Source organism: Neobacillus dielmonensis (assembly GCF_000612665.1).
GTDB classification, from domain to species: Bacteria; Bacillota; Bacilli; order Bacillales; family Cytobacillaceae; genus Neobacillus; species Neobacillus dielmonensis.
In genome coordinates this window covers 1-26,172 of sequence record NZ_HG942032.1, presented here as the reverse complement: position 1 = coordinate 26,172, position 26,172 = coordinate 1, and the positions used below count along the sequence as shown (strand labels likewise).

The following is a 26,172-nucleotide window of genomic DNA, read 5'->3' as shown; positions in this document are numbered from 1 at the left end:
ATATCTAGTGAAAAATGAAAGTCCTAATCTAGCAAAAGTTTTAAAATTGCTTTTTGGGCATGCAGACGGTTCTCTGCTTCGTCAAAAACTACAGAATGGGAACCATCAATTACCTCTGCCGTCACTTCTTCACCGCGATGGGCCGGCAGGCAATGCAAAAAGATATAGTCATCTTTCGCATGTTTGCATAATTCCTCATTCACTTGGTAAGACGCGAATGCCTTTAAGCGCTGCTCCGTTTCCGCCTCCATCCCCATGCTGGTCCACACGTCGGTAATCACCACATCGGCATCCTTGATGGCTTCAACCGGATCATGGGTAATCGTCACCGAAACCCCAGTTTGTTTTGCCGCTTCTATCGCCTGTTCGGTAATGTTGCCATCAGGCAGGTAGCCAGCCGGGCTAGCAATACTAATATCCATTCCTACCTTTACAGCACCCTCGAGCAAAGAATGGGGCATATTGTTATAGCCGTCGCCAATATAGCACATTTTTACCCCTTCAAGTTTTCCCTTATGCTCGAGAATTGTTAACAGGTCGGCTAACACTTGAGTGGGATGCTGCAAGTCTGTCAGACCGTTAATGACCGGGATGGAGGCATGCTCTGCCAGCTCCTCCACCGTCTCATGACCGAAAGTACGAATCATGATTCCATCCACGTATCTCGATAGGACTTTTGCCGTATCATGGATACTTTCGCCCCGGCCGAGCTGAATATCTTTGGAGCTTAAGAAAATCGCATGGCCCCCGAGCTGGAGCATGCCTACTTCAAATGAGACTCTCGTTCGGGTTGACGACTTTTCAAAAATCATCCCCAAAACTTTCCCGCTTAAATAAGGGTGTGGTTTTCCCTGTTTTTGCAGTGACTTTAGCTCCACTGCCACATCAAGCATATGGAGAATCTCTTCTTTTGAAAAATCAGCCAGTTGAATAAAATCTTTTCCTTTAAAATTCATAGGCTTGTTATTTACTTTAGTCGATTCAATGGCTTCTGGCATGAACGGCACCTCTTTCTTCCAGTTGATAAAATTCGCTGATTGGTTTTACGTCAAGATTCGTCTGTGGTTGGTTCAACAATTCACTGTTGACCTTCACTGTATCCAAATGGGTAAACACAGGCACCTTGTAACGAATGGCTTGCTCACGGATATGGAAGCCAAATTTCAATTTGTTTCGTCCTTGACTTGGAATATTGATGACAGCCCTTAGTACTTGATTTCGGAACAACTCCGTTACGTCCTGTTCTTCCTTGAGGACCTTATCCACTGAAATACCTTGGTTCCGCAGAAATTCACTCGTTCCTTCCGTTGCAGCCAATTTGTATCTTTTTGTAAGTCCCTGAATAATAGGGAGACTGGCTGACTTTTCACGATCGGATATCGAACATAAAATATAAGTTTCTTCGGTCTTTTCTTGCAGCGGTGGCACAGCTTTATTCAATGCTTCTAAATAAGTTTGGCCTAAGCCCAACACTTCTCCGGTCGATTTCATTTCCGGACCAAGGACCGGATCGACTCCCTTTAGTTTTCCTGAAGAAAATACAGGTGCCTTTACGGAGTAATAAGTTGGTTCCTCCAAAAGCCCTGGAGCAGGTGCAAAATCACCAATTTTTTCCCCTAGTTGAGCCCGAACTGCCCATTCAATCATCGGAACCCCAGTTACCTTGCTCATGATCGGTACCGTACGTGATGAACGCGGGTTTACTTCCAGACAATAGACCTTGTTTTGATAAACTACGAATTGAATATTCATCATTCCAACGATGGACGCTGCTTTGGCAATTTTGCCTGCATAGTCAATTAATACCGTTTTTATTTCATCAGATATCGAAATGGGCGGAAACACAGTAATACTATCCCCCGAGTGAACACCAGCTTTTTCAATATGCTCAAATATTCCTGGTACAACGATTTGTTCACCATCACAAATCACATCAATCTCGCACTCTAGTCCCGGCATGAACTTGTCAATTAACAGCGGCCACATTTTTTCATTGGCATTTTGCTCCAACTGCTTGATATAGCTGTGGAGTTCCGGTTCAGAAAAAATCGTGAACATGGACTGTCCGCCAATGACGTAGGACGGCCTAACAAGTACCGGATAACCCAGTTCCTCAGCTGCCTCCACAAGTTCTTCGGGATGGGCAGCCGTTTTTCCTTCAATATGAGGAATGTCCAGGTCCTCTAGGAGTCGATAAAATTCCTTTCGATCTTCCACCTTGTCAACATTTGCGACAGATGTACCAAGAATCTTGACCCCTTCTTCCTCCAAATCATGGGCCAAATTTATCGCTGTTTGACCGCCAAATTGAATCAGCACACCTGCCACTTGCTCCTTATTGATGACATGGAGAACATCCTCGGCGGTCAGAGGTTCAAAATACAAACGGTCTGCTGTAGAGTAATCCGTACTTACTGTTTCTGGGTTGTTATTGATAACAACGGCCTCATAACCTTTTTTCTTAATCGCTTTGGCTGCGTGTACCGAACAGTAATCAAATTCAATTCCCTGGCCAATCCGGATTGGGCCGGAGCCAATGACCATAATCTTTTTTCGATTGGTGACTTCTACTTCATCAAATCCATGATAGGTAGAGTAATAGTAAGGGGTAATTGCATCAAATTCGGCGGAACAGGTATCGACCATTTTATAGCCTGGTTGGATGTTCAGTTCCTTCCATTTACTTCTGATTACTTTTTCCGGTATGGCAAATATCTGCGATAAAAGTTTATCAGCCATATTTAATCGCTTGGCTTTGATTAGCAGTTGGTCAGAAACTTCACTCCACTTATGGGAACACAAATGCGTTTCCATTTCCACGATTGAACTAATTTTGTATAAAAACCACGGATCAATTTCGGTTGCTTGCTGAACCTGTTCAAGGGAGATTCCCCTTCTGAATGCTTCCGCAATGATAAACAGGCGGCGGTCATTAGCGGTTTCCAGAAGGCTAAACAAGGTATCCGTCGCCAACGTTTTATTTGCCTCCACACATAAACCGTAAACATTCATCTCCATGGAACGGATTGCTTTATTAAGAGCCCCTTCAAATGTCCGGTCAATCGCCATAACTTCACCCGTTGCTTTCATCTGTGTTCCCAATGTTCGATCAGCTTCTGGGAATTTATCAAACGGGAAGCGCGGCAGTTTTACCACAATATAATCAATCGCTGGTTCAAACGAGGCAAAGGTATTGCCTGTTATCGGATTCACAATCTCATCCAAATGGTAACCGATGGCACACTTTGCTGCCATCCGGGCAATAGGGTATCCTGTTGCTTTGGAGGCAAGTGCCGATGAACGGCTGACCCTCGGATTTACTTCAATAATATAGTACTCATTAGATTCCGGATGCAGCGCAAATTGGATATTGCATCCGCCGATAATCTCAAGCTCGCGGATTACCTTAATGGAAACGTCACGGAGCATTTGATACTGTACATCGGTCAATGTCTGGGACGGGGCCACAACAATCGAGTCCCCTGTATGAACGCCGACAGGGTCCATGTTTTCCATATTGCAGACGATGATGCATGTATCATTGGCATCGCGCATGACCTCATATTCGATTTCCTTCCAGCCTTTAATGCTTTTCTCCACCAAAACTTGGTGGATAGGGCTGGCGGACAAGCCTTTTTTCAAAACGAGTTCCAGATCTTCCTCATTGTAGGCAAATCCCCCGCCTTCACCACCGAGTGTAAATGCAGGACGAATAATGACTGGAAAGCCAATTTTTTCAACAAAGCGGACGCCTTCCTGATAATTCTGGATAATCGCTGATTCAGGAATCGGCTCACCAATTTTCAGCATTAAGTTCCGGAATCTCTCTCGGTCTTCCCCATTTTTGATGGATTCAACGGAGGTTCCTAACAACTCGACATTGTATTTTTCGAGGATGTTTTGTTCAAAAAGCTGAACCGTCAGATTGAGGCCGGTTTGCCCTCCTAAGGTTCCAATAATTCCATCCGGTTTTTCCTTCAGGATAATTTTTTCAATGGTTTCTACATTTAATGGTTCAATATAAACCTTATCGGCAATGGCTTGGTCGGTCATGATGGTGGCCGGGTTATTATTGACCAGTACAACTTCAAGTCCCTCTTCTTTGAGGGCAATACAAGCTTGTGTCCCGGCATAATCAAATTCTGCTGCCTGGCCGATGACAATGGGACCTGATCCGATGACCAGAACTTTTTTCAAATTTTTATTTAATGGCATAACGCGTCTCTCCCAGGGATGCAATTCTTTTTACGAATTCTTTTAAGATATATTCTGTATCGCTTGGTCCCGGATGAGCTTCCGGATGAAATTGCACAGTTTGAATCGGATAAACTTTATGCTTTAAGCCTTCAATGGATTGGTCATTGACATTTCGATAGGTGATATCAAATATTTGGCCATCAATACTATCATCCATTACCACATAACTGTGGTTTTGTGCGGTGATTTTGACCTTTCCGGTCTCGAGTTCTTTAACTGGATGATTTCCACCTCTATGCCCATAGGCAAGCTTGGTTGTCTGTGCTCCAAACGACAGGGCAATGAGTTGATGCCCAAGGCATATTCCCAATGACGGGTAAGACGAGCTGATTTTTTTAATTTCTGGGAACCACTTTTTCAGTTCCATCGGGTCCCCAGGACCATTGCTGAACAAAACACCATCTGGATTTAATGCCTTGATTTTTTCAAAAGTTGTATTGAATGGAACTACGGTAACCGCACAATTTTCAGCCAGCAGGGCACTAAGGATCGATTTTTTATGGCCATAATCCATTAAGACAACGTGTGGTCCTCTGTTTTTATAGTATTGGATTTTTTTTGTTGAGACTTTCTCTACCCATAAAGGCTCTTGATCTTGTCCTGAAAATTCAACATCCTTTGTAGTGCTTAGGACGCCTTTTACCGTACCGCGACTGCGGATGGTTTTTACAAGAAGTCTTGTATCCACACCGGCGATTCCGGTTATACCGAACTTCTTTAACTTCTCGGAAAATTTCTGGATCGATTGATAATGGCTTGGGGTTTCACATAAGTCCCCAATTACCACGCCGGAGAGTGCCGGTGCTATGCTTTCATCATCCAAGGCGTTGATGCCATAGTTTCCGATGATTGGGTAACAGAAGGTAATAATTTGCCCGGCATAGGATGGGTCGGTGATGATCTCTTGATAACCGGTCATACTTGTATTAAAAACAACCTCTCCGATAGATTTCTTCCCGGCACCGATTAGTACCCCTTCAAATACTTCTCCTGTTTCCAAAGTAAGGTATCCCTGTTCCAAAAACACTCACTCGCCTTTCTCCGTACTTTGGATAGATTTTTCTAACGCTATAGTAAATTCGTCTATCTCCGCTTTTGTTACTGGTAACGGAGGTAAAATTCGCACGACATTTGGACCTGCTGTTAAGATAAGCAGCTGATTGCCGATGGCCTTTTGGACAATCTCCAAAGCACCTGACTCGAGAACCAATCCTTTCAATAGCCCTTTGCCGCGAATTTCTTTTATGACAGTATATTTTTCTTTTAAACTTTGAAGTTGAACGTCAAGGTATTCAGACATTTTCTTTGCATTGTCTAGTACATTGCTGTCAAGCAAGTAAGTAATAGTCGCGAGTCCTGCAGCGGTAGCAAGTGGATTGCCGCCAAAAGTACTGCCGTGGCTTCCCGGTTCAAAGGCTTTGGCTGCTTTTTCCTTCGCAATAATCGCTCCGATTGGAAAACCTGAACCCAATCCCTTGGCGATGCTAATCACATCAGGTTCTATGCCGTACTGCTGGTAGGCGAACAAGGTTCCGGTTCTGCCCATTCCTGTTTGGATTTCATCAACCATTAAAAGAATATCATTCTCTTGGCAAACTTGTGCGAGCTCATTAACCCATTCTTGTTCGGCCGGGATGACCCCGCCTTCGCCTTGAATCATTTCTAGAAGGACAGCTGCCGGTTTACGTACTGCCAGTTGATCCAAGGCTTGGATATCATTAAATGGCAGATAGCTGAATCCCGGCATCAGCGGTGCAAAGCCATGCTGGATTTTTTCTTGGCCTGTGGCTGACAATGTTGCCAAGGTCCGTCCATGAAACGACTGAGTGAATGTAACGACTTCCGAACTGCCGCTCCCCTTTACTTTGTTTGCATATCTTCTTGCCAGCTTAATGGCTGCTTCGTTGGCTTCGGCTCCACTGTTGCAAAAAAACACTTGATCGCCGCAGCTGTTAGCTGTTAGCAATGCAGCGAGTTGTTCCTGATTAGGAATATGGTATAAATTGGAGCAGTGCCAGAGATTTTGTAGCTGTTCCTCCACTTTTTGTTTTACTGCATCGGGAACATGCCCCAAGTTACAAGTTGCTATTCCTGATGTAAAGTCTAAGTACTTTACACCTTGATCATCCCAAACATAACTTCCTTTTCCCTTTACTAACGTGACCGGGAAACGACTGTAGGTAGACATCAAAGGAGAAGTTAGGGAAAGTGGTTGTGTAGTTGTCATTATACAATCTCCTCTTCTAGAACAATTTTGGTGCCGATTTTTTTCCCATTGATATAATCAATCAATCCATTACTCTCAAAACCATTGATAATGCCGACTTCAGGTATATTGAGGGAAAGCCCGTCAATGGCCGCCCTTACTTTAGGTATCATCCCGCCATAGATCGTTTTGTCTTCAATCATTCTTTCAATTCCCGCTTTGCTGACTTTATCAAGCTTGGTTTTCTGGCCATCCTTTTCGACTAGGATACCTGGAATGTCGCTAATAAAGCACAAATTTGCTGTCAATGCTTTGGCAACTGCCGCTGCGGCGATATCTCCGTTGATGTTATAACGCTGGCCGCTGCTATCAATCCCAATTGGCGAAATAACAGGAATTAATCCTTGTTTAACTATATCTTCAATGATTCTTTGGTTCACTGCGACAACTTCTCCAACAAAACCAAGCACATTTGCTTCATTTGTCGGCCTTGCTTTTAGAAGCATACCATCCACACCACTAACTCCAAGCGCCTTGCCGCCTACTTCGATGAGATTTCTGACAACCTGCTTGTTTACAGATCCACTAAGAACCATTTCCACAACGTCTAATACTTCATGATTGGTTACTCTTAGCCCATTCACGAAGGTAGTTTCAACATGCAATGTTTTTAACAGAGAAGTAATCAGTGGTCCGCCGCCATGGACGATAACCGGAGTCCACTCACTGGATTGATGCAGTTTAACTACATCTTCATAAAACGATCTTGGCAGGTTTTCTAACACACTTCCGCCGCACTTTATGACTACATATTTCATTTGTCTTCCTCCTTACGTGCGGTAGGATGCGTTGATCTTGACATAATCATAGGTTAAATCGCATCCCCAGGCCGTTGCACTCTGGTCACCCTGATTTAACTCAACCGTAATCTTTATCGTATCTAACTCCAAATATTCCTTCACTTCGTCTTCCACTATTGGGCAAGGCAGTCCGTTTTCAAATACGTTATAGGGTCCCAAACCGACTTTAATGTTGCTTGGATTAAGTTTTATTCCGCTATACCCGATGGCTGTGACAATTCTCCCCCAGTTCGGGTCTGTTCCGTAAATGGCTGTTTTCACAAGATTCGAAGAGATAATCGCTTTGCCGACCGCTCTTGCATCCTCGAAGGAGTTGGCTCCGTTAACTTGTACTTCCACCAGTTTGGTCGCTCCTTCACCGTCGCGGGCTATATCTTTTGCAAGTGCCTCGCAAACAATTTGCAGCCCTGTTTTGAAGATATCCCAATCTGGATGGTTGCTCGTAAGCTGGTCATTTCCGGCCAATCCATTTGCCATAACTAAAACCATATCATTTGTGCTTGTATCTCCATCGACGGTTATCATATTAAAGGTTTTATTGGTTACATCCTTTAAGGCTGCCAACAAGTCCTCGTGAGCTATATTCGCATCTGTTGTCACGAATCCAAGCATCGTTGCCATATTAGGATGAATCATTCCAGACCCTTTGGCAGCACCGCCAATGCTGATGGTTTTTCCATCTATTTTCACTTGAACGGCAATTTGTTTCGTGCAAGTATCTGTTGTTAAGATCGCTTCCTTAAAAAGTGTTTCATTTTCATTTTCGCTAGCAAGAATTTGTTGGATTCCGGCTTTCACTTTATCCATTGGCAAAAGTTCGCCTATGACCCCGGTGGAGGTAACGGCAACCAGATGTTCTTGGATTCCTAGCTGGCAAGCGAATTCCTTTTGCATCTCATAGGCATCTTTTATCCCCTGTTCTCCCGTACAGGCGTTGGCATTCCCAGAATTTACGATGATTGCTTGAATTTTATTTTCCTTGGCAATGCTTTCCTGGGTCACCAACAACGGGGCTGCCTGAAATAAATTTGTTGTATAAACCCCAGCTACAGCTGCAGGAACATCTGATACGATATACCCCAGGTCCATTCTCTTTCGCTTTATACCGCAATGTACCCCTCCGGCCTTGAACCCTTGTGGCAATGTGACACTTTCTTTATCTAGTACTACGATTTCTTTCGATGTTGTTGCCTGCATTTTAACTACCCCCTACGGTTCCCTGTTGATCTTTAAAACTAGTTTTCTAGTCATTTCATTATTTTCGCCTATGGATATATTGGTATGTCATTCAGCCCTGTCCTGACATCCCAGTTATTCATCAAGTTTAGATTTTGGATGGCCTGCCCGGCTGCACCTTTCATCAAATTATCTATTACGGAAATTATCGTTAGGCGATTGGTTCGCGGGTCTACATGGAGACCGATATCGCAATAATTAGTCCCCCAAACCTCTTTGGTGGCAGGAACTGAACCAAGTGGCCTAATCCTTACAAATGGGTGATTTTTATAAAATTCGGTGTAGATTTCACTAATTTCTTCAGCTGATATTTTGTCAGTTAACCTGACATAAATAGTGCACATAATCCCTCTTGTCATTGGCACCAAGTGGGTTGTAAATGTAACGGTAATCGGTTCTCCTGCCTCGTCTGCCAATACTTGCTCAATCTCGGGTATATGCTGGTGGGCACCGAGTTTATAAGCTTTTAAGTTTTCATTAATCTCGGCATAATGGGAAGTTAAAGAGAGTCCTCTGCCCGCTCCCGATACACCTGATTTTGCATCTATAACAATAGACTGATAGTCTGCCAGATTTGTTTTTAAAATCGGTATTAATCCCAGGGTCGAAGCTGTTGGGTAACAGCCAGGATTGGCGATTAATGCCGTTGTTTTTATTTTTTCACTATATATCTCACTTAGGCCGTAAACCGCTTGTTTCAGGTATTGCTCATCTGCTGGTGAATGCTTATACCAGGTTTGATACTCTTCCGACGACCTGAGGCGAAAATCACCTGATAGGTCGATACACTTTATCCCGTTCTCCAACAACTGCGGTACTAGATTACGGCTTACACCTGACGGGGTAGCAAGAAACACTACATCGTTGTTTTTAGAAAGAGCTTCGGCATCGAATTTTTCAAGTGGCTGTTCAACAATCCCTGAAAGATGAGGATAACTGTCGCTAAACTTGTTTCCAGCCTGTGAATTGGAAACAACGGTTCCCACTTCGAGGTATGGGTGCTTATGGATCAGCCTGATTAGCTCAATGGCGCCATACCCTGTACCTCCAACTACTGCAGCTTTCATTTATTGTCATCTCCTGTGTTCCTCATAATGAATTATTATACATATTAACAAATAATTATTCAACCAAAAATATAGCAATTTTCAGGTTATATCGAATAATTTCTAATTTTAATATTGTAAGCGTTTACTTATATTTGGTAATTATAATACTCAGACCTAATAAAAAAAACTGGTTCCCATAAAGCGATTCGCGCTTCTATGAGAACCAGGACGTTTGTGGGTTTACTTTCCAGAATTACCCTTTGGTACAAACACAGTTGTCTTCCCTTCAGCCGTATTTCCGGCCATGTCTGTTGCTACATACGTAATGGTATATGTCCGTCCATTACCATAACCGTTTCTTTCGGCACGAAGGCTAAATAATGTATCCAACGTTCCATAATCGGCATTTTGGATATCATTTAGACTTGCATTTTCTTCATTAATCTCTATTGCTTTTAGTACTACCGACGCTATCCCTGATGTATTATCGTTATCCTTTACCAAGGCGTTAATATCTACCATCTTATGATTTGGAACATGCAGAACAGGTTGGTCAACAGAAACAACGATTGTCGGAGCAGTCTTATCAATCTTGATTACTACTGACTTTGAATCCTCTGAGTTCCCTGCAGCATCCTTACTTCGATACTCTATCGTATATTGGCCATCTTTGGTTAACTCTATGATATCGGAATAGTCTGTCCAATCTCCGCTGTTGATTCGATATTGTATACCTTGGACACCAGACATATCATCACTGGCAGTGAGTTCCAGAGATACATTTGAAGTATACCAGCCATTTTTTCCGGTTGGCTCACCCGGATTTACAGCAACTGTCGTAACTGGTGCGGTAACATCCAGCTTGGCCAACTCTTTTGTATTTCTAACCCGGATTCGATCGCCTTGTCCAAAGGAACCAGATAGACCAACAGCCTGCAGCGTATCCCCAATCTTCAAATCAGGTACTGGTCCGCTTTGGTTGACAATATATCCGTCAGTAAAGACTAGTACGTCTCCAGAGCCATCATTAATGACGTAGGAATTTGCATCGAACTGGGATACCACTTTTCCCTGTACCTTCACTAGCAGCCCTTTGTTTGTATCTGATGTGGCTTCCTTAGTTGTAACTACTTTCGGCTCTACAGGGTCAACGCTTCCCAATTTGATGACATCTTGGTCAAACTTACTGAACTCTAATTCTTTGTTATTTTCAAAGGTTTTTAGATGACCGTATATCCGTACCCTGTCACCTTCTTTTAATGTACCCTCAGGAACTTCGTTGAAGGCCATAATACCTCCAGTTTCATCCTGCACATAGAAGGCATCAAAGAAAACGCCGGCAGCTGTGGTTACTGTTCCTTCTACCACTACTTCAGTATCATCTGCCAATTTGCGGGCTTCAGCAATGTTGGTAATCGTTGTTCCACGGTCTGCGAGCCAATTGACAGCATTAAGGGCTACTTCGTCGTTGCCTTTAGGGTTGAAAGACTCATCCAGTTGCTTATCATTCATGAAATTCATACCTGAAATAACAATACGTCCTTTTCCAATCGTCTCAGACGCAATGGCTGGTATAGCTGTACCACCATGGTCATCAGAAACATCGTCATAGACGTAGCCTTGTTTGACACTTACTTGGTAAGTGGTTTCGTTGCCGCTGGCTATTATTGTAACGGTGTCACTGTCCGTTAAAGGCTGGTGACCTATTTTTTCTAAGCTTGCACCGCTGTAATACTCGATGGTGTCGGCACGGTCAGTGATATAGTTTTTTACCGGTTTCACATGAAGCCGGACAGCAAATTTTGATTTCAACGGATCGGACCAGAAGTTTCCTTCCTTCGTGTCATCATATATGCCATCGTTGTTAAATTGAATGGTTGAACCCATTCCCAGAAGCAAGTCATTGTTAATGGTTGATTCATTGTTATAATTACTTTTATCTGTCAGGAACAATGAACCGCCATTTTTAACAAAATTGGCCACTGCATCATTTTCGGCTTGAGTTAAATCTATCTCTGGATGGGTCATTACTAAGACACTTACATCTTTTAAGATATCCTCTGTCAGCGGCTGCTTGTTTTCTACCACTGTATATCCTTCACGTTGTACCAGCTTGGTAAAGGCAGTGAAGTTATTTTTGTAGGTGCCAGGGTCTGTAGATGTATTCTCATTCTTATGAGCAGCATCAATCATGACCGTTTTACCTAGAGATTTTTTAATATTTACTTGCTTGTTAAACTTGTTATCTTCTGGACTGTCCCCTTGCGGTGTATTCACAACTGCAATGAGAGTATGCTGACCTTCAATTGGTTTCTCCCAGACAACACTGGCTTTGCCAACACCTTTAGGAGCTAGCTTATCAATCTTGCCAGTCCCGATTAAATTGCTGTCATTAACCTCATCATAATAGAACTTTACAGTTAAATTAGTCTGCTCTGTCTTACCAAGGTTGCTTATGCCAGCTTCAAGCGTTGCAGGATTACCCGATACAATAGCATCACCGGCAACTTCCAACCCGCTGACACGCACGTCCACATCCTGCTCTTTTGTCCAAATTGGCGACGAATAAATTTGTTCCCCGTCCATCTGAGTGACTTTCACAACAAACCATTGCTGTCCGCCGGTCACAGTAACCGAAGGATTCCATGTAAATTCTTTGGTCATTGGCTCGATAGAATCTACCACCTTTAATCCGTTGGTTATTAATTCTACTTTTTTAATTTGGTCATTAGACTTATAGTCATCCGGAAGGAAATTGTACTCAGGAAGAGCATTGGATTCAGCTACTGAATCAGATCCTTTGATGTCAAATTGTAAAGATTTACTGTCAATAATGGAACCCATATATTGGCCATTTGCCGTAACATCCAGCATAAAGTTAGGATCTTCTTCCATGTAAACCCGCATGTTTTGCATCGAATGCAATAAGGATTCCTGTTTTAAGTCTTTAGAAACGATAACCGTTCTGTTCAGGGTTTGTCCCCAAGTACCTTCATGGTTGTCCTCGCCGTAAGTTGGAGCAACATGCCAGCCTAAATCCAGCGCACTGAAATATTTCTTCTCGGCGTTGGCATACTCATAATGACCGGAACCATTCCCTACTTCAAACATGGTAAACAGCTTGTCTACATTTTGATCGTAAGGCATAAAGTTATTAAATGCGTTGGTAGACATATCTGGATGGTTGAATTGTGCCGTGATATTATCATAGGTCAATACCCATGCATAATACTGATTCAAATCCTGATACTTGCCATTGTTGATTTTACGGTCAATAAAGTTATCAGTACCAAAAACGTTGGAGTGTCCCCAAGTCGTTGATGTCATTTCAAAGGCTGGGAATACCACAAAGTCATCATTTGTATACTGCTTGGCCAAATTCTTTGTAGTCTGCCAGTCGGATCCGCCTGTTCTTTCCGGCATGCCGTTATGATCGACGGTATCCTTTCCAGCCAAATCAGCATCAATATCGTGTGAATGGTCCGAGAAAGCAAACCAATCATAACCATGTGCTATACCTGCTTTTAGTGCATCCTCTGGTGTACCTGCACCATCATGAGAGATGTTTGTATGGTTATGGGTTGTGCCTCGATAATGATTTCCACCCGTAAAAGGCTCTGATACTTCAAACGACCAATTTGCTGTACCGAGATTTCCTTTTGTGTCCCACGCTTCTACAACAACAGTATGCTTGCCGTAAGACAACGGACTGTCTAAGGTAAGTTGTACTTGCTGTTCCGAAACAATGGCTTTTTGGTGGACTTCCTCATTATCCAGTTTAATAGATAGTTTTGATTCGTCTAGACCGCTTGGCTCATCTACCAAAAAGCTGATTTCCGGCAAGGTTGTTTCAACGATTGAGTTATTCGCTGGTTGGAACCCGCTCAACACCGGTGCAAATGTGTCAGCAGTAACTTGAACGCTGTATGGCTGTTCGGCCGTTCCTGCTGTTTTGGTTTCAGACTTATTAACTGCTTTAATATAATACTCAAAACCATTTTGTGGTACTGAAGCGGTTGGTAAAACAGCGGTGTACTGGTTTTGTTCCCCTTTACTCATTTCTAAAGAGCTATAGGATGATGCTCCCTTTTCACGATAATAAACTGTGACGGCATCTGCACCTTCTGCGGTAACTTTAAATTTGGCATTATTGCCCGTATAAACTGTAGTTAACGGATCATGTGATAAAGACAAAGCAAAGTATTCAGTAACGTCTTGATCATTACGAGGAAATATTTGATAGCCCGTATCATATGGTGAGGTGGAATCATACTGACTGGCTATCCCAGTGATAACATATGAGCTGCCCACTTTTAATGTGGTGGCCGTGTCAATCCCAGTAGTCGTCATGACCCTTACTGTTGTTGTTTTCCCTCCATCTTCTAGGGTGACGTTATAGCCTCCACCCGATGCAGTAGCCGGTACGTCAGTGACTTTACCTTGAACGGTTACCAACATACCTTCTTTTGGCTCGGCAGTTGCATAGTTATTGAGTTCAGCTATGGAGATACTTTTAGGAGTAATGGAGTCTCCTTCGCCTTTTACTTCCACAGAAGTCGGTGTAATCTCCGTTAAACCGCGGTAAAAGTCAACAGTTCCGGTTATTCTCACCTTTTGGCCAACCGTGACTTCCTGGCTGTTGCCAAATATATTTATGCCGCCAGTTGCGTCTTGGATATAATAAGTTTTTGAACCGATAATATTGTTAGCAACCGTAACAGTCCCCTCAACGGTTACTGTCTGACCCTTCAATTCCGGTTCCCCGTTCTCATCATTTGCCCGAACATCCTTCAAAAGAGTTACTCCCTCTTCCGGAGGTGCAGGCGGCTCCTCGATTTTAGGCTCAATTTCAGAAGTGGAATTTTGAGGGTTTGGAGACGAAACCACAAAATCTGTGGAATTATCATTAACATCCCAACCGTTTCCTTTACCAGCACCATCTGTAGTGGTGGGATCTGAACCATCGTTTGCTTTTCTTTCAATACTTGTCGAATTTGATGGGGCAGGCGTTGGTCCATTTCCCTCATATTCTGTTGCATCCTTACCAAAACCTACAAAATCAATAACATTTGGATCATCTTTACCGGAAATAAGAGTAGTATTACTTTTGACTAAAGCAACTTTACCAGTCGTACCAGACAAATTTAAACTACCTGAGACGTCGGGTGTAGGTAAATCTAGAGTTCCTCCCGAACCCTTAGCCCCTTGTATTAAAACATATCCGTGAGCCTTGATAGTTCCTTTTAAATCGTTTTTCCCTGAAAACCCTTTTGTAGCGGCAGCATACTGCACCGACCACCCCTCCAGACTGATATCCTCATCTGTCGGGTTGTACAATTCTATAAAGTCATTTTTGTATGTAGCTCCTGAGTTGCCTCCACCACCGTAAACTTCGCTGATTACAATGTTTCCAAATGATGCAGCTTTCACTGGAACGGCCATATTCGGCAGAAACGTTCCGCTGACCAGTAGGGCTGTTAAAGCTAGTGAACTATACTTCTTTACCCGCCTTTTCGTCATATTCCTCCCCCTTTTATATAACGAAGTACTAAATTGTCAAACACCTTTAATTTACCATAAAATTAGTAGATTTAGAATTTTATTTTTATTAATATAGTAAATTTTGTGTAAATTTACCTTACAAAGATAATTAAGAAAATTTATTTTTTCTTAACAGAAAACCTTTATAATAGTATTTGAATTGGACGGCTAAGGGGGACACATCGAATGAAAGAATCTTATCTATGGAAAATTTATACTATATTAATTATCGCCTTACTATGTTTGCCAAAATTCAGCTATGCTCATGCATTAAGCGCAGCTTATACGACAATAAACATCACAGATAAACAAACAGAGCTTTATTTTTCCATTGACACCCTTTCTGTCATTGAAGGCGCTGGCGGGGATAAAAACGAGGATGGTACTTTAAGTAAAGAAGAACTAAAGGAACTAGAATTTAGATTACAAGAATGGGTTGAGGATGGTATCGTTCTTGAAGTCGACGGAAAACAGCAAGAATCGAAGCTAAAAAAGGTAACCCTGGAACAAAAAGGTGACCAAGAAATGGTTACCCTTCAATTTATATACCCAGCTTTCCAGGTGGGTCAAACCGTCAAACTTCTAGACGGCATTTTTTATGAAGGGCAAAATGCCAGCAGTTATAACAACTTTCTGGCAGTAAAATATGGAGATCAAGTCAGCGAGGCTGTATTGCACGGAAACAACCGCGAATGGGCCATGCGTTTAGCTGAAACACAACAACAGCAGAAACCTGGTGATGAAACAGCTCAAGAGGCGCCACCATCTAAACAAACAAATTCTTCATGGGCATCCTTTCTAACATTAGGTATGGAACATATTTTAACTGGCTATGACCATTTACTTTTTCTATTAGCGCTACTGATTAGAAAGCAGACCATTAAACAGTATATTGCTACAATTACAGCCTTTACAATTGCACATAGCATTACTTTAACGTTATCAGTTCTTGGAATTGTTGAATTACCATCAAAGTTTGTTGAATCTATTATTGCTTTAAGTATTTGTTATGTAGCCATAGAAAATATTTTCAGGAAAGAAATAAAATTCAGATGGTTAATTACTTTTCTATTTGGTTTAATTCACGGACTCGGATTTGCTAGTATTTTAAAAGAAATGAATCTCCCTAAATCAGAATTAGCCATCGCGCTGCTAAACTTTAATGTTGGCATTGAATTAATCCAATTGTTGATTGTCTTAATCTTGGTACCAGTTTTGTTCAAACTGCAAACAATTAAGAAATATCGAGGCTTTGTCAATTACGGTTCAGCTATTATCTTTGTTTTAGGAGCCATTTGGCTTGTACAGCGATTGTTTAGTTAATAAATAATGAAAACCTTGCTAATCACTCAGCAAGGTTTTTCATTATTTATTTTCATGTATGATTTTAATTATTTTTCGAACTTCATTAACGGTCATCTGTCCCGGAGCCGATGCTGCCTTAGCCGAGGCAAAGGTAATTGCTGATCCAAAAACTTCACCACTTAACCGGCTAATTGTTCCCTTTCCTCCCATTGAAATGGTAATAAACGGCCGATCGGCATGTTTTTCTGCCATTGTACTGCTGGCATCCAATAAGGTAATAACGTCTCCACTACTATTAGGCATCACCGCAATTTTAGGAATATCCCCTCCCAAACTCTGGGCTTTCCGCAACCGTGAGACAATTTCCCCTTTTGATGGAGTTTTGGCAAAGTCATGATTGGAAATGATGACGAACACCTTATGCTGATGAGCAAACTCCAAAAGTGCTTTTACATCCGGTTCATGAGTAAATAGTTCCACATCAATGATATCGGCTAATTCAGTTTCAGCAATTACTTTGTTTAACTCAAAATAAAACTCTTTGCCAACCTCCCTATTTCCACCTTCGGATGCACTTCTAAATGTAAAAATAATTGGTCGATCGTCCAGTATACCCCGAATTTTTTCAAGTGCTGTTTTTACAGCCGAAATATCCTCGACATGTTCAAAAAAGTCAGCCCGCCACTCCACCATATCCAAATCTAGCGTTTTCAGAGACACGGCTTCTTCGATTATTTCTTGCACTGTTTTCCCCACAAGAGGGACACATATCTTCGGAATTCCTTCCCCAATTGTGACACCTCTTACCGTTACTGTTCTATTCACTTATTATCCCCCGTTCACGTTAATTCTGTTTTAACGGTAGTTTATCAATAATGAAATCCGCAATCTCTTCAGGTCCCTTGCCATTGACATTAATCTTTATGTGGTGATGCGCATAAATCGCTTGTCTGCTATTATAAAGCTCTTCCATTTCCTGTAGGGTTTTATTTTGCAAAATCGGACGTGTGTCCATCAATAAGGCCATTCTGTCTTTCCAATTTGTAAATGAGATGTCTAAATAAATGACAACGCTTTTCGTCAAGCAAACATTCCTGATTTCCTCCTGCAGGAACGCCCCTCCGCCAAGTGACAAAACCAAATTCTTTTTTTGACATAAATCTGTGATCAAGCTTTTTTCTTTATTTCTAAATTCCAATTCACCATATTCTTTAAAAATATGGGAGACAGGCATACCATATTCTTGTTCAATCGCTTCATCTGTATCAATAAATACACGATTCAATTTTCTAGCCAATAGTTGCCCAACCGTAGTTTTTCCCGCACCCATAAATCCAATAAATACCAAATTATTATCAGTTATAATCTTCAAAGATTAACCACCCGCTAACACTTTCCAAAATTAATATAAGATAGATTCATATTATATAAAAATGACCAATATGTAAATATTCGTAAAATTCATCTTTAAAGATTAGAAAAAAGAGACTCTTTTCGAGCCTCTTCTATTATTGCTTCATTTTTGGGTCCAATACATCCCGCAGCCCGTCACCCATCAAATTAAATCCAAGAACTGTCAGCATAATCGCCATCCCAGGAAAAAACAGCGTCCATGGGGCCTGCATCAAATAATTCTTGGAATCTGATAGCATTTTGCCCCACTCAGGTGTTGGTGCCTGTGCACCCATCCCAAGAAATCCAAGAGCTGCTGCTTCAATAATCGCCGTGGCAATGGCTAATGTGGCCTGGACAATGACCGGAGAAATACTGTTGGGCAAAATATGCCGTAATAATATCCGTGAATCCTTCATCCCTATTGCCCGTGCTGCCATGATATATTCTTCCTGTTTGACACTAAGTACCTTCGACCGGATCAGCCGTCCAAAGTTCGGAATATTCACCACCGCGATCGCGATAAGGGCATTTTCCAGAGATGGTCCTAAGATAGCCACTACTGCGATGGCCAGGAGAATACTGGGAAACGCCAGCATAATATCAAAAATCCGGGAAATGATAGAATCCACCCAACGGCCATAGTATCCTGCCACAATCCCCAGTATAGTTCCGATAATGACGGACCCTAATACAGAGAAAAACCCTACCCATAAAGAAATTCTTGCTCCGTAAATGACCCTTGAAAAAATATCTCGCCCAAAGTCATCAGTTCCAAACCAATGCTTGCCTGAAGGAGCCTGCATCCGCTCCGTTAATACCTGTGTCTTAAAATTATAGGGAGCGATGACAGGAGCGATTATCGCAACAAGGATAAAAAACACAACAATCACCAAACCAACAACAGCCAAGCGGTTTTTATAAAACGATTGCCACCCTTCCTTCCAAGGTGATATTGCTTTTGCTTCAGGGGGGATCGTTGTGATATCAGCCGTATTTTTTGCCAATTCTGCCATGCTAAGTTCCCTCCTTTATTTCGTAAATTTAATTCGAGGATCTACTAGAACATATAAAAGGTCTACGATTAAATTAATAAACACAAAAATGGCCGCAATCACCAAAATTCCTGATTGGATTACTGGGTAGTCCCTGTAGGCAATGGCATCATATAAATACCGGCCGATACCCGGCCAGCCAAAAATCGTTTCCGTTAAAATGGCTCCGCCCAAAAGCAATCCTGTCTGAAGTCCGATTACAGTGAGGACAGGTATGACCGCATTTTTTAATGAATGCTTATAAACCACCCAAAACATGCCTAACCCTTTGGCCCGTGCTGTCTGAATATAATCCGATTTCATGACTTCTAGCATCGTGGCACGTGTCATTCTTGCGATGATTGCCATAGGAATGGTCGCTAAAGCCAAGCTAGGCATTATCAAATGCTGCAGTACGGTTCCAAATTGATCGAATCTGCCTTGAAGCAGCGTATCAATTAAGTAAAGATTGGTTATGGCCGAGACAGGGTCGCGGACATCCTCTCTTCCTGTTGTTGGCAGCCAGCCTAATTCAATTGAGAATACCCACTGCTCCATTAAGCCGAGCCAAAAGATAGGCATGGATACGCCAATTAGCGCTAGTACCATAGCCAAATAATCAAACCAAGATTTTGAAAACCAAGCACTAATAATTCCTGCATTAACCCCGATAAATACAGCAATCAGCATCGCTGCCAGCGTGAGCTCCATGGTAGCGGACAAAAAAGGCCAGATTTCCTGATTGATGGGGCCTCTTGTCCGAAGGGATGTACCTAAATCTCCATGGACCAATGAATTAATATAGTCAAAGTATTGTATGTACCAAGGCTTGTCCAAACCTAATTGTCTAGTAACTTCTGCTATTGCTTCCTTCGTAGCTCTTTGTCCAAGAATCATTTGTGCAGGGTTTCCAGGGATCGCATGAATAATAGCAAAAACAACAAGGGTCATTCCGATTAAAACAGGAAATAATGATAGAATCCTTCGGGCGGTATAGGCAAGCAACGCTCACACCCCTTTCTTTATTTCAAAGGCAAATGATGTCGGTTATAAATGGGGAGGCATACGCTCCCTCCCCATTGTTCCTTACTTATTTAAACTCCACATTCGTCACTGCTTCAGACCCTGTTGGATGCGGTACATAATTGACTACATCCTTAGAGGCAGCCAATAATGGAATTGAGTGAACAAGCGGCACCCATGGGGCATCATCTTTAATGATTTCTTGGGCCTTCTTATATAATTCGTTACGCTTGGCTTCTTCCGTTTCCGTTTGTGCTTGAATCAAGATATCATGGAGTTCGTCGTTGCTGTAATAAGAATAGTTGTTGCTTCCAATGCTGTCTTTATCCAGAAGCGTATATAAGAAGTTATCAGCGTCACCGTTATCACCTGTCCAGCCCATCATAAACATATCAAATTCGCCTTTAGAGGCCTTATCCAAATAGGTGGCCCATTCTACTGATTTGATATTGGCTTTAACACCAATTTTGTTCAGGTTCTCTTGGATTACTTCAGCCACTTTTTGCGCCTCAGGCATGTATGGGCGTGCTACAGGCATTGCCCATAAATCGATTTCTAAGCCTTTTTCATATCCGGCTTCTTTCAACAAAGCTTTTGCTTTTTCTAGGTCAAATGGGTAATCTTTAATCGATTCGTTATACCCCTTGATACTTGGCGGCATCGGGTTAATCGCAGGTTCTGCCTTTCCGCCATAGAAAGCATTAATGAGCGCTTTCTTATCAATGGCATAGTTCATTGCCTGACGAACCAGTTTGTTGTCGAATGGCTTACGGGTTGTTGTCATGCCGATATAGCCAACATTCATTGACGGACGTTCAATTATTTGGAGCTTATCATTTGCTTTAACCGTTGCTTCATCCGAGTTGTTCAGACCATCCATAATATCAATTTCTCCGTTAACCAGGGCATTAAGCCGGGCCGTATTTTCTGGAATCACCCGGAAAATGACTTTATTTAACTTTGGCAATCCTTCTTGCCAATAGTCTGGATTTCTTTCCAGGGTAATCGTATCGTTTTGCTTCCACTCCACAAATTTGAATGGACCCGTTCCTACTGGATGGCTTCTAAAATCATCACCGTATTTTTCAATGGCTGCCGGGCTGCCAATTCCAAACGGGGACATAGCCAAGTTCTTTAAGAACGGGGCCTGCGGACGTTTTAACACGAACTGAACAGTCTTTTCATCGACTGCTTTAACCTCTTTAATAACATGGCCCTCGTCATTCTTATAGCCGCCAAACATGGTATAATACGGGAATTTATCTTCGTCGCCATTCATCCAGCGATTAAAGTTAAACACAACCGCTTCTGCATTGAAATCAGTTCCGTCATGAAATTTCACACCTTGGCGCAAATGGAATGTGTAAGTCAAACCATCATCACTGACGTCCCACTTTTCAGCGAGTCCCGGATTGATGGTTACATCTTTCTCCCCGTAAGAAACGAGTGTTTCAAATATATTTTCAGTTACCTTGTAAGCTTCGCCCTCAGTTGTGGTAATGGGATCAAGCGAGGTGGAGTCACCTCCACGCCCATATACAAGCGTGTCCTTTTTCGGGCCGCCTCCATTGCCTGATTCTTTGCCGCCGCTGGTTTCTCTTGTTTTGCCGGTACAGCCGGCCAGCAACATGCTGATGGCCAATAAGGCAAACAGCACTAATTTAAATGACTTCTTCCTCATATCCGTTTAGATACCCCCTAAGTGTTTGTTTTTTATCATGAATGCAGCCTGTTTTAGGAATATAAGTGACAGGCAACATAATGACCATTGAGATTTTGTTCCACGGGCCTTTGGGTTTTACATATTTCCATGCATTCCTTGCACCTCGTATGGAAGGCACATCCTGAAGGAGGATTGGCCGGGCTGGGCAGTTCCCCTTCAATCAGACTAGTCTGTTTCTTTAAGTCTGGGTCTGGTACCGGCACGGCATTTAGCAATGCCTGGGTATAGGGGTGCTTGGGATTCTCGTAAAGTTCTTCACTGTCAGCCAATTCTATTAATCTGCCTAAATACATCACACCCACTCTGTCGCTGATATGCCGGACAACCCCTAAATCGTGGGCGATAAATATGTAAGTGAGCCCGAACTCCTTTTGGATGTCACTCATTAAATTAAGAACCTGAGCCTGGATGGAAACATCTAGTGCCGATACGGGCTCATCGGCAATGATTAGCTTTGGCTTAGTCATTAATGCTCGTGCGATCCCAATCCTTTGGCGTTGCCCGCCGCTGAATTGGTGTGGATAGCGTTTTGAATGGTAGCTGCTTAACCCCACCACCTCAAGCATTTCCTTGACACGCTTTTTGCGTTCTTCTTTTGTTCCCATTCCATGGACAATTAAGGGCTCTTCTAATATTTGTTCAACAGTATTCCTCGGGTTTAGTGATGCATAAGGATCTTGAAACACCATCTGAATATCGCGGCGGACTTTTCTTAATTCCGATTTGGACATATTGGTGATTTCTTTATCTTCAAATAGAATACGCCCATCACTTGCTTCTATTAAACGCATTAACAGGCGTCCAGTAGTCGATTTTCCACAGCCGCTTTCTCCAACAATTCCTAATGTTTCGCCCTTCTTCACGTAAAAAGAAATATTATCAACAGCCTTTACTTCGCCTAGTTTTCTCCCGAAAATTCCTCCTGTGATAGGATAGTATTTTTTTAGCCCATTAACTTCAAGAAGTAACTCCGGCATGCCTGTCATTCCCCTCTTTCAATGTATGTAGGAAACAGCGTACTTCATGTCCGTCTTTTTCCGATCTGAATAATTCTGGCGATTCCACTTGGCAAGGACCAAATACCTCTTGGCATCTGGGCGCAAACCGGCAGCCATTTTTAATGGAACCCGGAAGTGGAACCATTCCAGGTATGCTATAAAGCCTGTCCTTTTTTTCCCTTAAATCCGGCACTGACTTCAGCAAACCTTTTGTATAGGGATGCTGTGGGTCTTTTAAAATTTTCTTGACATCCCCTTGTTCAACAATTTGACCTGCATACATGACAACCACGCGCTGACAAATCTCAGCCACAACGCCTAAATCGTGTGTGATGAGAATGATTGATGTATTGGTTTTTTGATTTAAATTCTTCATGAGCGCTAGTATCTGGGCCTGAATCGTTACATCCAATGCCGTGGTGGGCTCGTCTGCAATCAGCACCCGGGGATTACAAGCCATGGCCATCGCAATCATAATGCGCTGTCTCATCCCGCCGGACAATTGATGGGGATATTCTTTTAAAATTCCCTCAGCCCTTGGGATTCCCACCAACTTCAATAATTCAATGCTTCGTTGTTTCGCTTCTGACTTTGATAAGTCGGTATGTAACCGAATGGCTTCTATTAGCTGATTTCCAATAGTAAATAGCGGATTCAAAGAGGTCATCGGCTCCTGGAAAATCATTGAGATTTGGTTACCACGAATTTCTCTCCATTCCTTCTCAGTAAACTTAGTTAAGTCTTTCCCTTCAAAGATAATTTCACCGGTTTCGACTTTTCCTGGAGGTGAAGGAATTAATCCCATTGCAGCTAATGATGTAACACTTTTACCGCTGCCTGATTCACCGACAACCCCAAGGATTTCTCCTTCTTTTAACTCAAAACTTACCCCATCAACAGCAGGTAAAAATTCCTTACCTGATTGGAACGATATCTTTAGATCATTTATGCTAAGAATAGGTCCGTCGCTCACTGTTCCACCTACTTTATTGATTCTTTATTCAACTTAAATTTCACGACTATTATGACATATAGTATATTGGGTAATTTGTCATTTTCTGTAAAATCTAAAAAATATTTTAAAAAAATATGCCTGACCCCTTTTTAGGGCCAGGCATAAAAAATTACTTTATTAATAAACTTGATAATTATTTCTTCCACTTTCTTTGGCTCTATATAGCGCCACATCCGCATGTTTTAAAATGGTTTTCTCGTCCAAATTGTTATCAGAATAGAATGCTATGCCAATACTAGTGGTTATTTTTAAATTATAATCCCCGATAGACCAATTAGGCTCCAGTGATTGAATGATTCGTTCGGCTATTTCAGTTGCATCTCCCAGGATGTTTAAATCGGGAATAAGAATAACAAATTCATCGCCTCCGAATCTTGCCAATGTGTCATGTTTTCTGATACTGTTTTTTACACGGTTGGCAAATTCCTTGAGCAATAGGTCTCCAATATCATGACCTTTTGTATCGTTTATGTTTTTAAACTTATCGATATCAAGGAATAACACGGCGAAGGGTATTTGCTTTTTTCTAGCTGCGTTTATTTCTTCGGTCAGTTTTTCATAGAAATAAGCCCGATTTGGCAGCCCAGTGAGAAAGTCTATATGAGCCAGCTGCTTGAGCTGCTCCTCGTACTTCTTTCTTTCTGTGATATCTTTATAGACCGCCACTCCACCTTCCCATCTGCCATTTACGTCATACAATGGTGCATAGGAGGCAAGGACATCGATAACTCTTCCATCTTTTGTGATTCGCTGCACTTCATGGGACGGAATTTTTTCTCCTTTTTTTAATTGACCGATGATATTTTTCATGTCTTTTTTGCTTTCATTAGGAATAATACTTATGTTCTTATCCTTAAGTATTTCTTCCTTTGTCCAGCCAAAGATTTGTTCAAAAGACTTGTTGACTCCCAAAAAAGTTTCTTCTGTATCAAAAAAGTACGCAGCATCCGCGACACTGTTCCACAGCAGTTCCAGACGATCCCGAACCCTTTGTAATTCATTTTCTCTTTGTTTTCGGGCAGTGATATCCCTAACGATTGCCAACAGATAAGTACAGTTTCCATCATGATTGATAACGGGTGTTATAATTGATTCCCAGTATCTATCATACTCATCAGAATGGTTATCTGCGGACTGCTCATCCGCTTTTACAGATACCTTATCAACATAAGTAACAGGCTGTTTTTTATTTAACACCTCTTGGTAATTGGCTTCGATAGTATGGTAGATATAACTCGGCAACAATTCGCTCAAGGGCGTGCCAAACATATTGTCATCTAGGTCCCACAGTTGTTTTGCCGGCTTATTTGCCAATACATAACTAAAGTGATGGTTCTCTACCTTAGTAAGGAACACTAAATCGGATATCATATTAAAAAGTTTCAAAAAAATATCGAGTTGGTTCAGTCCTTCAAATTTAATCCTATTTGTCATACCTATAGCCTTTCCATATTTACAATTATAGTTACAATTATTATAAATGTTAACATTTAATAGTGAAAGTGTTACCCATATGTACAATAGTATTCGAATCGAATTGCAACAACAAAAGTCTATCCCTCATTTTGAAGGATAGACCTTATATTACCATTTTCTATTAGTATAGAAACGACTACTTTATCTTTTCATCCCTGTGTAAATTAGAATAGCATCCCTAAGAAACTCAGCCGTTCCCGGCTGTTCCTTGTCATAGTATGCTTTGAATCTTTCATCATCCACATACATCTGGGCAAGTCCCGCATGTGCTTCTTTGCTGTAATGGTCCCAGTAATAGGTCAGCCACCGCTTATGAAGGTCGGCTGCATTCTGTGCTTGTTCCCCTGCCGGGTTTCCTGTCTTGAAGGCTTCAGCCAATGTTTCGGTAAGTTGCTCAGTTAATGCGGTAACCTCATCATATTGCTCTTGGGTCATATTCTTCACTTTTGCATTCGCTTTTTCTACCGTTTCCGTCCCATACTTTTGACGGATTTCCTGGCCATACTTTTTCTCATTATCCTCAATCATTTTTTGCTTAAAGCCCTCAAACTTTTCTTCATTTGACATGGTAATTCTCCCTTCTGTGTGGGCAATGGTTTTATCAACATTGGCAATTAACAAATCCAATTGCTGCCGTTTTTCGAGGAGTTTTTCACGGTGTTCTCTGAGCGCCTTGGCACCGTCAAACGCAGGATCAGTGACGATGTTTTTAATTTGGTCGAGGCTCACCCCCAGTTCCCGGTAGAAAAGAATCTGCTGCAGGCAGTCCACTTCTTTTGGCCCATAGATGCGATATCCCGATGAATTAACTCTTGCTGGCTTAAGAATGCCAATTTCATCATAATATCGTAAAGTTCTCGTGCTGATCCCAGCCAAATGTCCCAGCTTGTTGATTGTATATTCCACCAAAGTCACCTCCTCTAATCACAACGATACACCTTTACGTAACGTCAAAGTCAATTAAAAAAATGCCTATTTTCCTTTTTTATTTAGATTTTTCTAACTCTGTTGATTTGAGTGGAAGTCGCGCAGACTCCTGCGCCGAGTTATCATGAAC

Annotated in this window: 18 protein-coding genes and 1 pseudogene; 1 reads left to right on the top strand and 18 read right to left on the bottom strand. The window is 42.0% G+C overall.

Annotation, left to right across the window (positions count from 1 at the left end; translation table 11 throughout):
- Positions 1-23: 23 nt before the first annotated feature.
- The 9 genes and pseudogenes from argF to BN2425_RS23490 form a co-directional block, all read right to left on the bottom strand.
- Complete coding sequence (gene argF, locus BN2425_RS03185; RefSeq protein ID WP_235714560.1) at positions 24-998, bottom strand: ornithine carbamoyltransferase; 975 nt, start codon at positions 996-998, stop codon at positions 24-26.
- Entirely contained in the window at positions 982-4,215 is a 3,234-nt protein-coding gene (gene carB / locus BN2425_RS03180; RefSeq protein ID WP_042454957.1) for a carbamoyl-phosphate synthase (glutamine-hydrolyzing) large subunit, read from the bottom strand. Before carB ends, argF begins: the two co-directional genes overlap by 17 nt.
- Positions 4,202-5,278: a carbamoyl phosphate synthase small subunit gene (locus BN2425_RS03175; RefSeq protein WP_042455018.1), complete on the bottom strand. Its 1,077-nt coding sequence runs from the start codon at positions 5,276-5,278 to the stop codon at positions 4,202-4,204. Before BN2425_RS03175 ends, carB begins: the two co-directional genes overlap by 14 nt.
- Before the next feature lie 6 nt (positions 5,279-5,284).
- On the bottom strand, positions 5,285-6,484 hold the full coding sequence (locus BN2425_RS03170; RefSeq protein WP_042454955.1) for an acetylornithine transaminase: 1,200 nt from the start codon (positions 6,482-6,484) through the stop codon (positions 5,285-5,287).
- The gene (gene argB, locus BN2425_RS03165) at positions 6,484-7,281 is read right to left on the bottom strand and encodes an acetylglutamate kinase (RefSeq protein WP_042454952.1); all 798 of its coding nucleotides are present in this window, start codon (positions 7,279-7,281) and stop codon (positions 6,484-6,486) included. Before argB ends, BN2425_RS03170 begins: the two co-directional genes overlap by 1 nt.
- Before the next feature lie 12 nt (positions 7,282-7,293).
- Positions 7,294-8,520, bottom strand: coding sequence for a bifunctional ornithine acetyltransferase/N-acetylglutamate synthase (gene argJ, locus BN2425_RS03160; protein WP_042454949.1), 1,227 nt, complete (start codon positions 8,518-8,520; stop codon positions 7,294-7,296).
- Between the two features lie 68 nt (positions 8,521-8,588).
- Positions 8,589-9,626: an N-acetyl-gamma-glutamyl-phosphate reductase gene (gene argC / locus BN2425_RS03155; RefSeq protein ID WP_042454947.1), complete on the bottom strand. Its 1,038-nt coding sequence runs from the start codon at positions 9,624-9,626 to the stop codon at positions 8,589-8,591.
- Between the two features lie 222 nt (positions 9,627-9,848).
- Positions 9,849-13,958: a DUF4350 domain-containing protein gene (locus tag BN2425_RS03150; RefSeq protein ID WP_406603183.1), complete on the bottom strand. Its 4,110-nt coding sequence runs from the start codon at positions 13,956-13,958 to the stop codon at positions 9,849-9,851.
- A gap of 750 nt (positions 13,959-14,708) precedes the next feature.
- Positions 14,709-15,050: pseudogene (locus BN2425_RS23490) on the bottom strand (lamin tail domain-containing protein); the annotation flags it as partial.
- 285 nt (positions 15,051-15,335) lie between these two features.
- Between BN2425_RS23490 and BN2425_RS03145 the strand changes: the two are divergent.
- The gene (locus tag BN2425_RS03145; protein ID WP_042454945.1) at positions 15,336-16,472 is read left to right on the top strand and encodes a HupE/UreJ family protein; all 1,137 of its coding nucleotides are present in this window, start codon (positions 15,336-15,338) and stop codon (positions 16,470-16,472) included.
- Positions 16,473-16,514: 42 nt separating this feature from the next.
- On the opposite strand, the gene aroD is transcribed toward BN2425_RS03145, so the two are convergent.
- From aroD to BN2425_RS03100, 9 genes are all read right to left on the bottom strand, one after another.
- Positions 16,515-17,279, bottom strand: a complete 765-nt coding sequence (aroD, locus tag BN2425_RS03140; protein WP_042454942.1) for a type I 3-dehydroquinate dehydratase — start codon at positions 17,277-17,279, stop codon at positions 16,515-16,517.
- Between the two features lie 19 nt (positions 17,280-17,298).
- Positions 17,299-17,784, bottom strand: coding sequence for a shikimate kinase (locus BN2425_RS03135; RefSeq protein WP_042455014.1), 486 nt, complete (start codon positions 17,782-17,784; stop codon positions 17,299-17,301).
- A 178-nt stretch (positions 17,785-17,962) separates the two neighbouring features.
- The gene (nikC, locus tag BN2425_RS03130) at positions 17,963-18,862 is read right to left on the bottom strand and encodes a nickel transporter permease (RefSeq protein WP_042454939.1); all 900 of its coding nucleotides are present in this window, start codon (positions 18,860-18,862) and stop codon (positions 17,963-17,965) included.
- A 15-nt stretch (positions 18,863-18,877) separates the two neighbouring features.
- Positions 18,878-19,885, bottom strand: coding sequence for an ABC transporter permease (locus tag BN2425_RS03125; protein WP_042454937.1), 1,008 nt, complete (start codon positions 19,883-19,885; stop codon positions 18,878-18,880).
- An 85-nt stretch (positions 19,886-19,970) separates the two neighbouring features.
- Positions 19,971-21,584, bottom strand: coding sequence for an ABC transporter substrate-binding protein (locus BN2425_RS03120; RefSeq protein WP_042454935.1), 1,614 nt, complete (start codon positions 21,582-21,584; stop codon positions 19,971-19,973).
- A 53-nt stretch (positions 21,585-21,637) separates the two neighbouring features.
- A complete protein-coding gene (locus BN2425_RS03115) occupies positions 21,638-22,603 on the bottom strand; it encodes an ABC transporter ATP-binding protein (RefSeq protein ID WP_042454933.1) in 966 nt (321 codons plus the stop codon).
- On the bottom strand, positions 22,584-23,597 hold the full coding sequence (locus BN2425_RS03110) for an ABC transporter ATP-binding protein (protein WP_042454932.1): 1,014 nt from the start codon (positions 23,595-23,597) through the stop codon (positions 22,584-22,586). Before BN2425_RS03110 ends, BN2425_RS03115 begins: the two co-directional genes overlap by 20 nt.
- A 159-nt stretch (positions 23,598-23,756) precedes the next feature.
- Entirely contained in the window at positions 23,757-25,073 is a 1,317-nt protein-coding gene (locus BN2425_RS03105) for a sensor domain-containing diguanylate cyclase (protein WP_042454930.1), read from the bottom strand.
- Between the two features lie 183 nt (positions 25,074-25,256).
- Positions 25,257-26,021, bottom strand: coding sequence for a MerR family transcriptional regulator (locus BN2425_RS03100; RefSeq protein ID WP_042454928.1), 765 nt, complete (start codon positions 26,019-26,021; stop codon positions 25,257-25,259).
- Positions 26,022-26,172: the final 151 nt, after the last annotated feature.

What these genes read in the sequence shown, in the direction of transcription:
- argF (WP_235714560.1), bottom strand. Translation starts at nt 998, where the DNA reads ATGCCAGAAGCCATTGAATCGACTAAAGTAAATAACAAGCCTATGAAT.
- carB (WP_042454957.1), bottom strand. Translation starts at nt 4,215, where the DNA reads ATGCCATTAAATAAAAATTTGAAAAAAGTTCTGGTCATCGGATCAGGT.
- BN2425_RS03170 (WP_042454955.1), bottom strand. Translation starts at nt 6,484, where the DNA reads ATGACAACTACACAACCACTTTCCCTAACTTCTCCTTTGATGTCTACC.
- argB (WP_042454952.1), bottom strand. Translation starts at nt 7,281, where the DNA reads ATGAAATATGTAGTCATAAAGTGCGGCGGAAGTGTGTTAGAAAACCTG.
- argJ (WP_042454949.1), bottom strand. Translation starts at nt 8,520, where the DNA reads ATGCAGGCAACAACATCGAAAGAAATCGTAGTACTAGATAAAGAAAGT.
- argC (WP_042454947.1), bottom strand. Translation starts at nt 9,626, where the DNA reads ATGAAAGCTGCAGTAGTTGGAGGTACAGGGTATGGCGCCATTGAGCTA.
- BN2425_RS03150 (WP_406603183.1), bottom strand. Translation starts at nt 13,958, where the DNA reads ATGACGACTACTGGGATTGACACGGCCACCACATTAAAAGTGGGCAGC.
- BN2425_RS03145 (WP_042454945.1), top strand. Translation starts at nt 15,336, where the DNA reads ATGAAAGAATCTTATCTATGGAAAATTTATACTATATTAATTATCGCC.
- BN2425_RS03135 (WP_042455014.1), bottom strand. Translation starts at nt 17,784, where the DNA reads ATGGGTGCGGGAAAAACTACGGTTGGGCAACTATTGGCTAGAAAATTG.
- nikC (WP_042454939.1), bottom strand. Translation starts at nt 18,862, where the DNA reads ATGGCAGAATTGGCAAAAAATACGGCTGATATCACAACGATCCCCCCT.
- BN2425_RS03120 (WP_042454935.1), bottom strand. Translation starts at nt 21,584, where the DNA reads ATGAGGAAGAAGTCATTTAAATTAGTGCTGTTTGCCTTATTGGCCATC.
- BN2425_RS03115 (WP_042454933.1), bottom strand. Translation starts at nt 22,603, where the DNA reads ATGCCGGAGTTACTTCTTGAAGTTAATGGGCTAAAAAAATACTATCCT.
- BN2425_RS03105 (WP_042454930.1), bottom strand. Translation starts at nt 25,073, where the DNA reads ATGACAAATAGGATTAAATTTGAAGGACTGAACCAACTCGATATTTTT.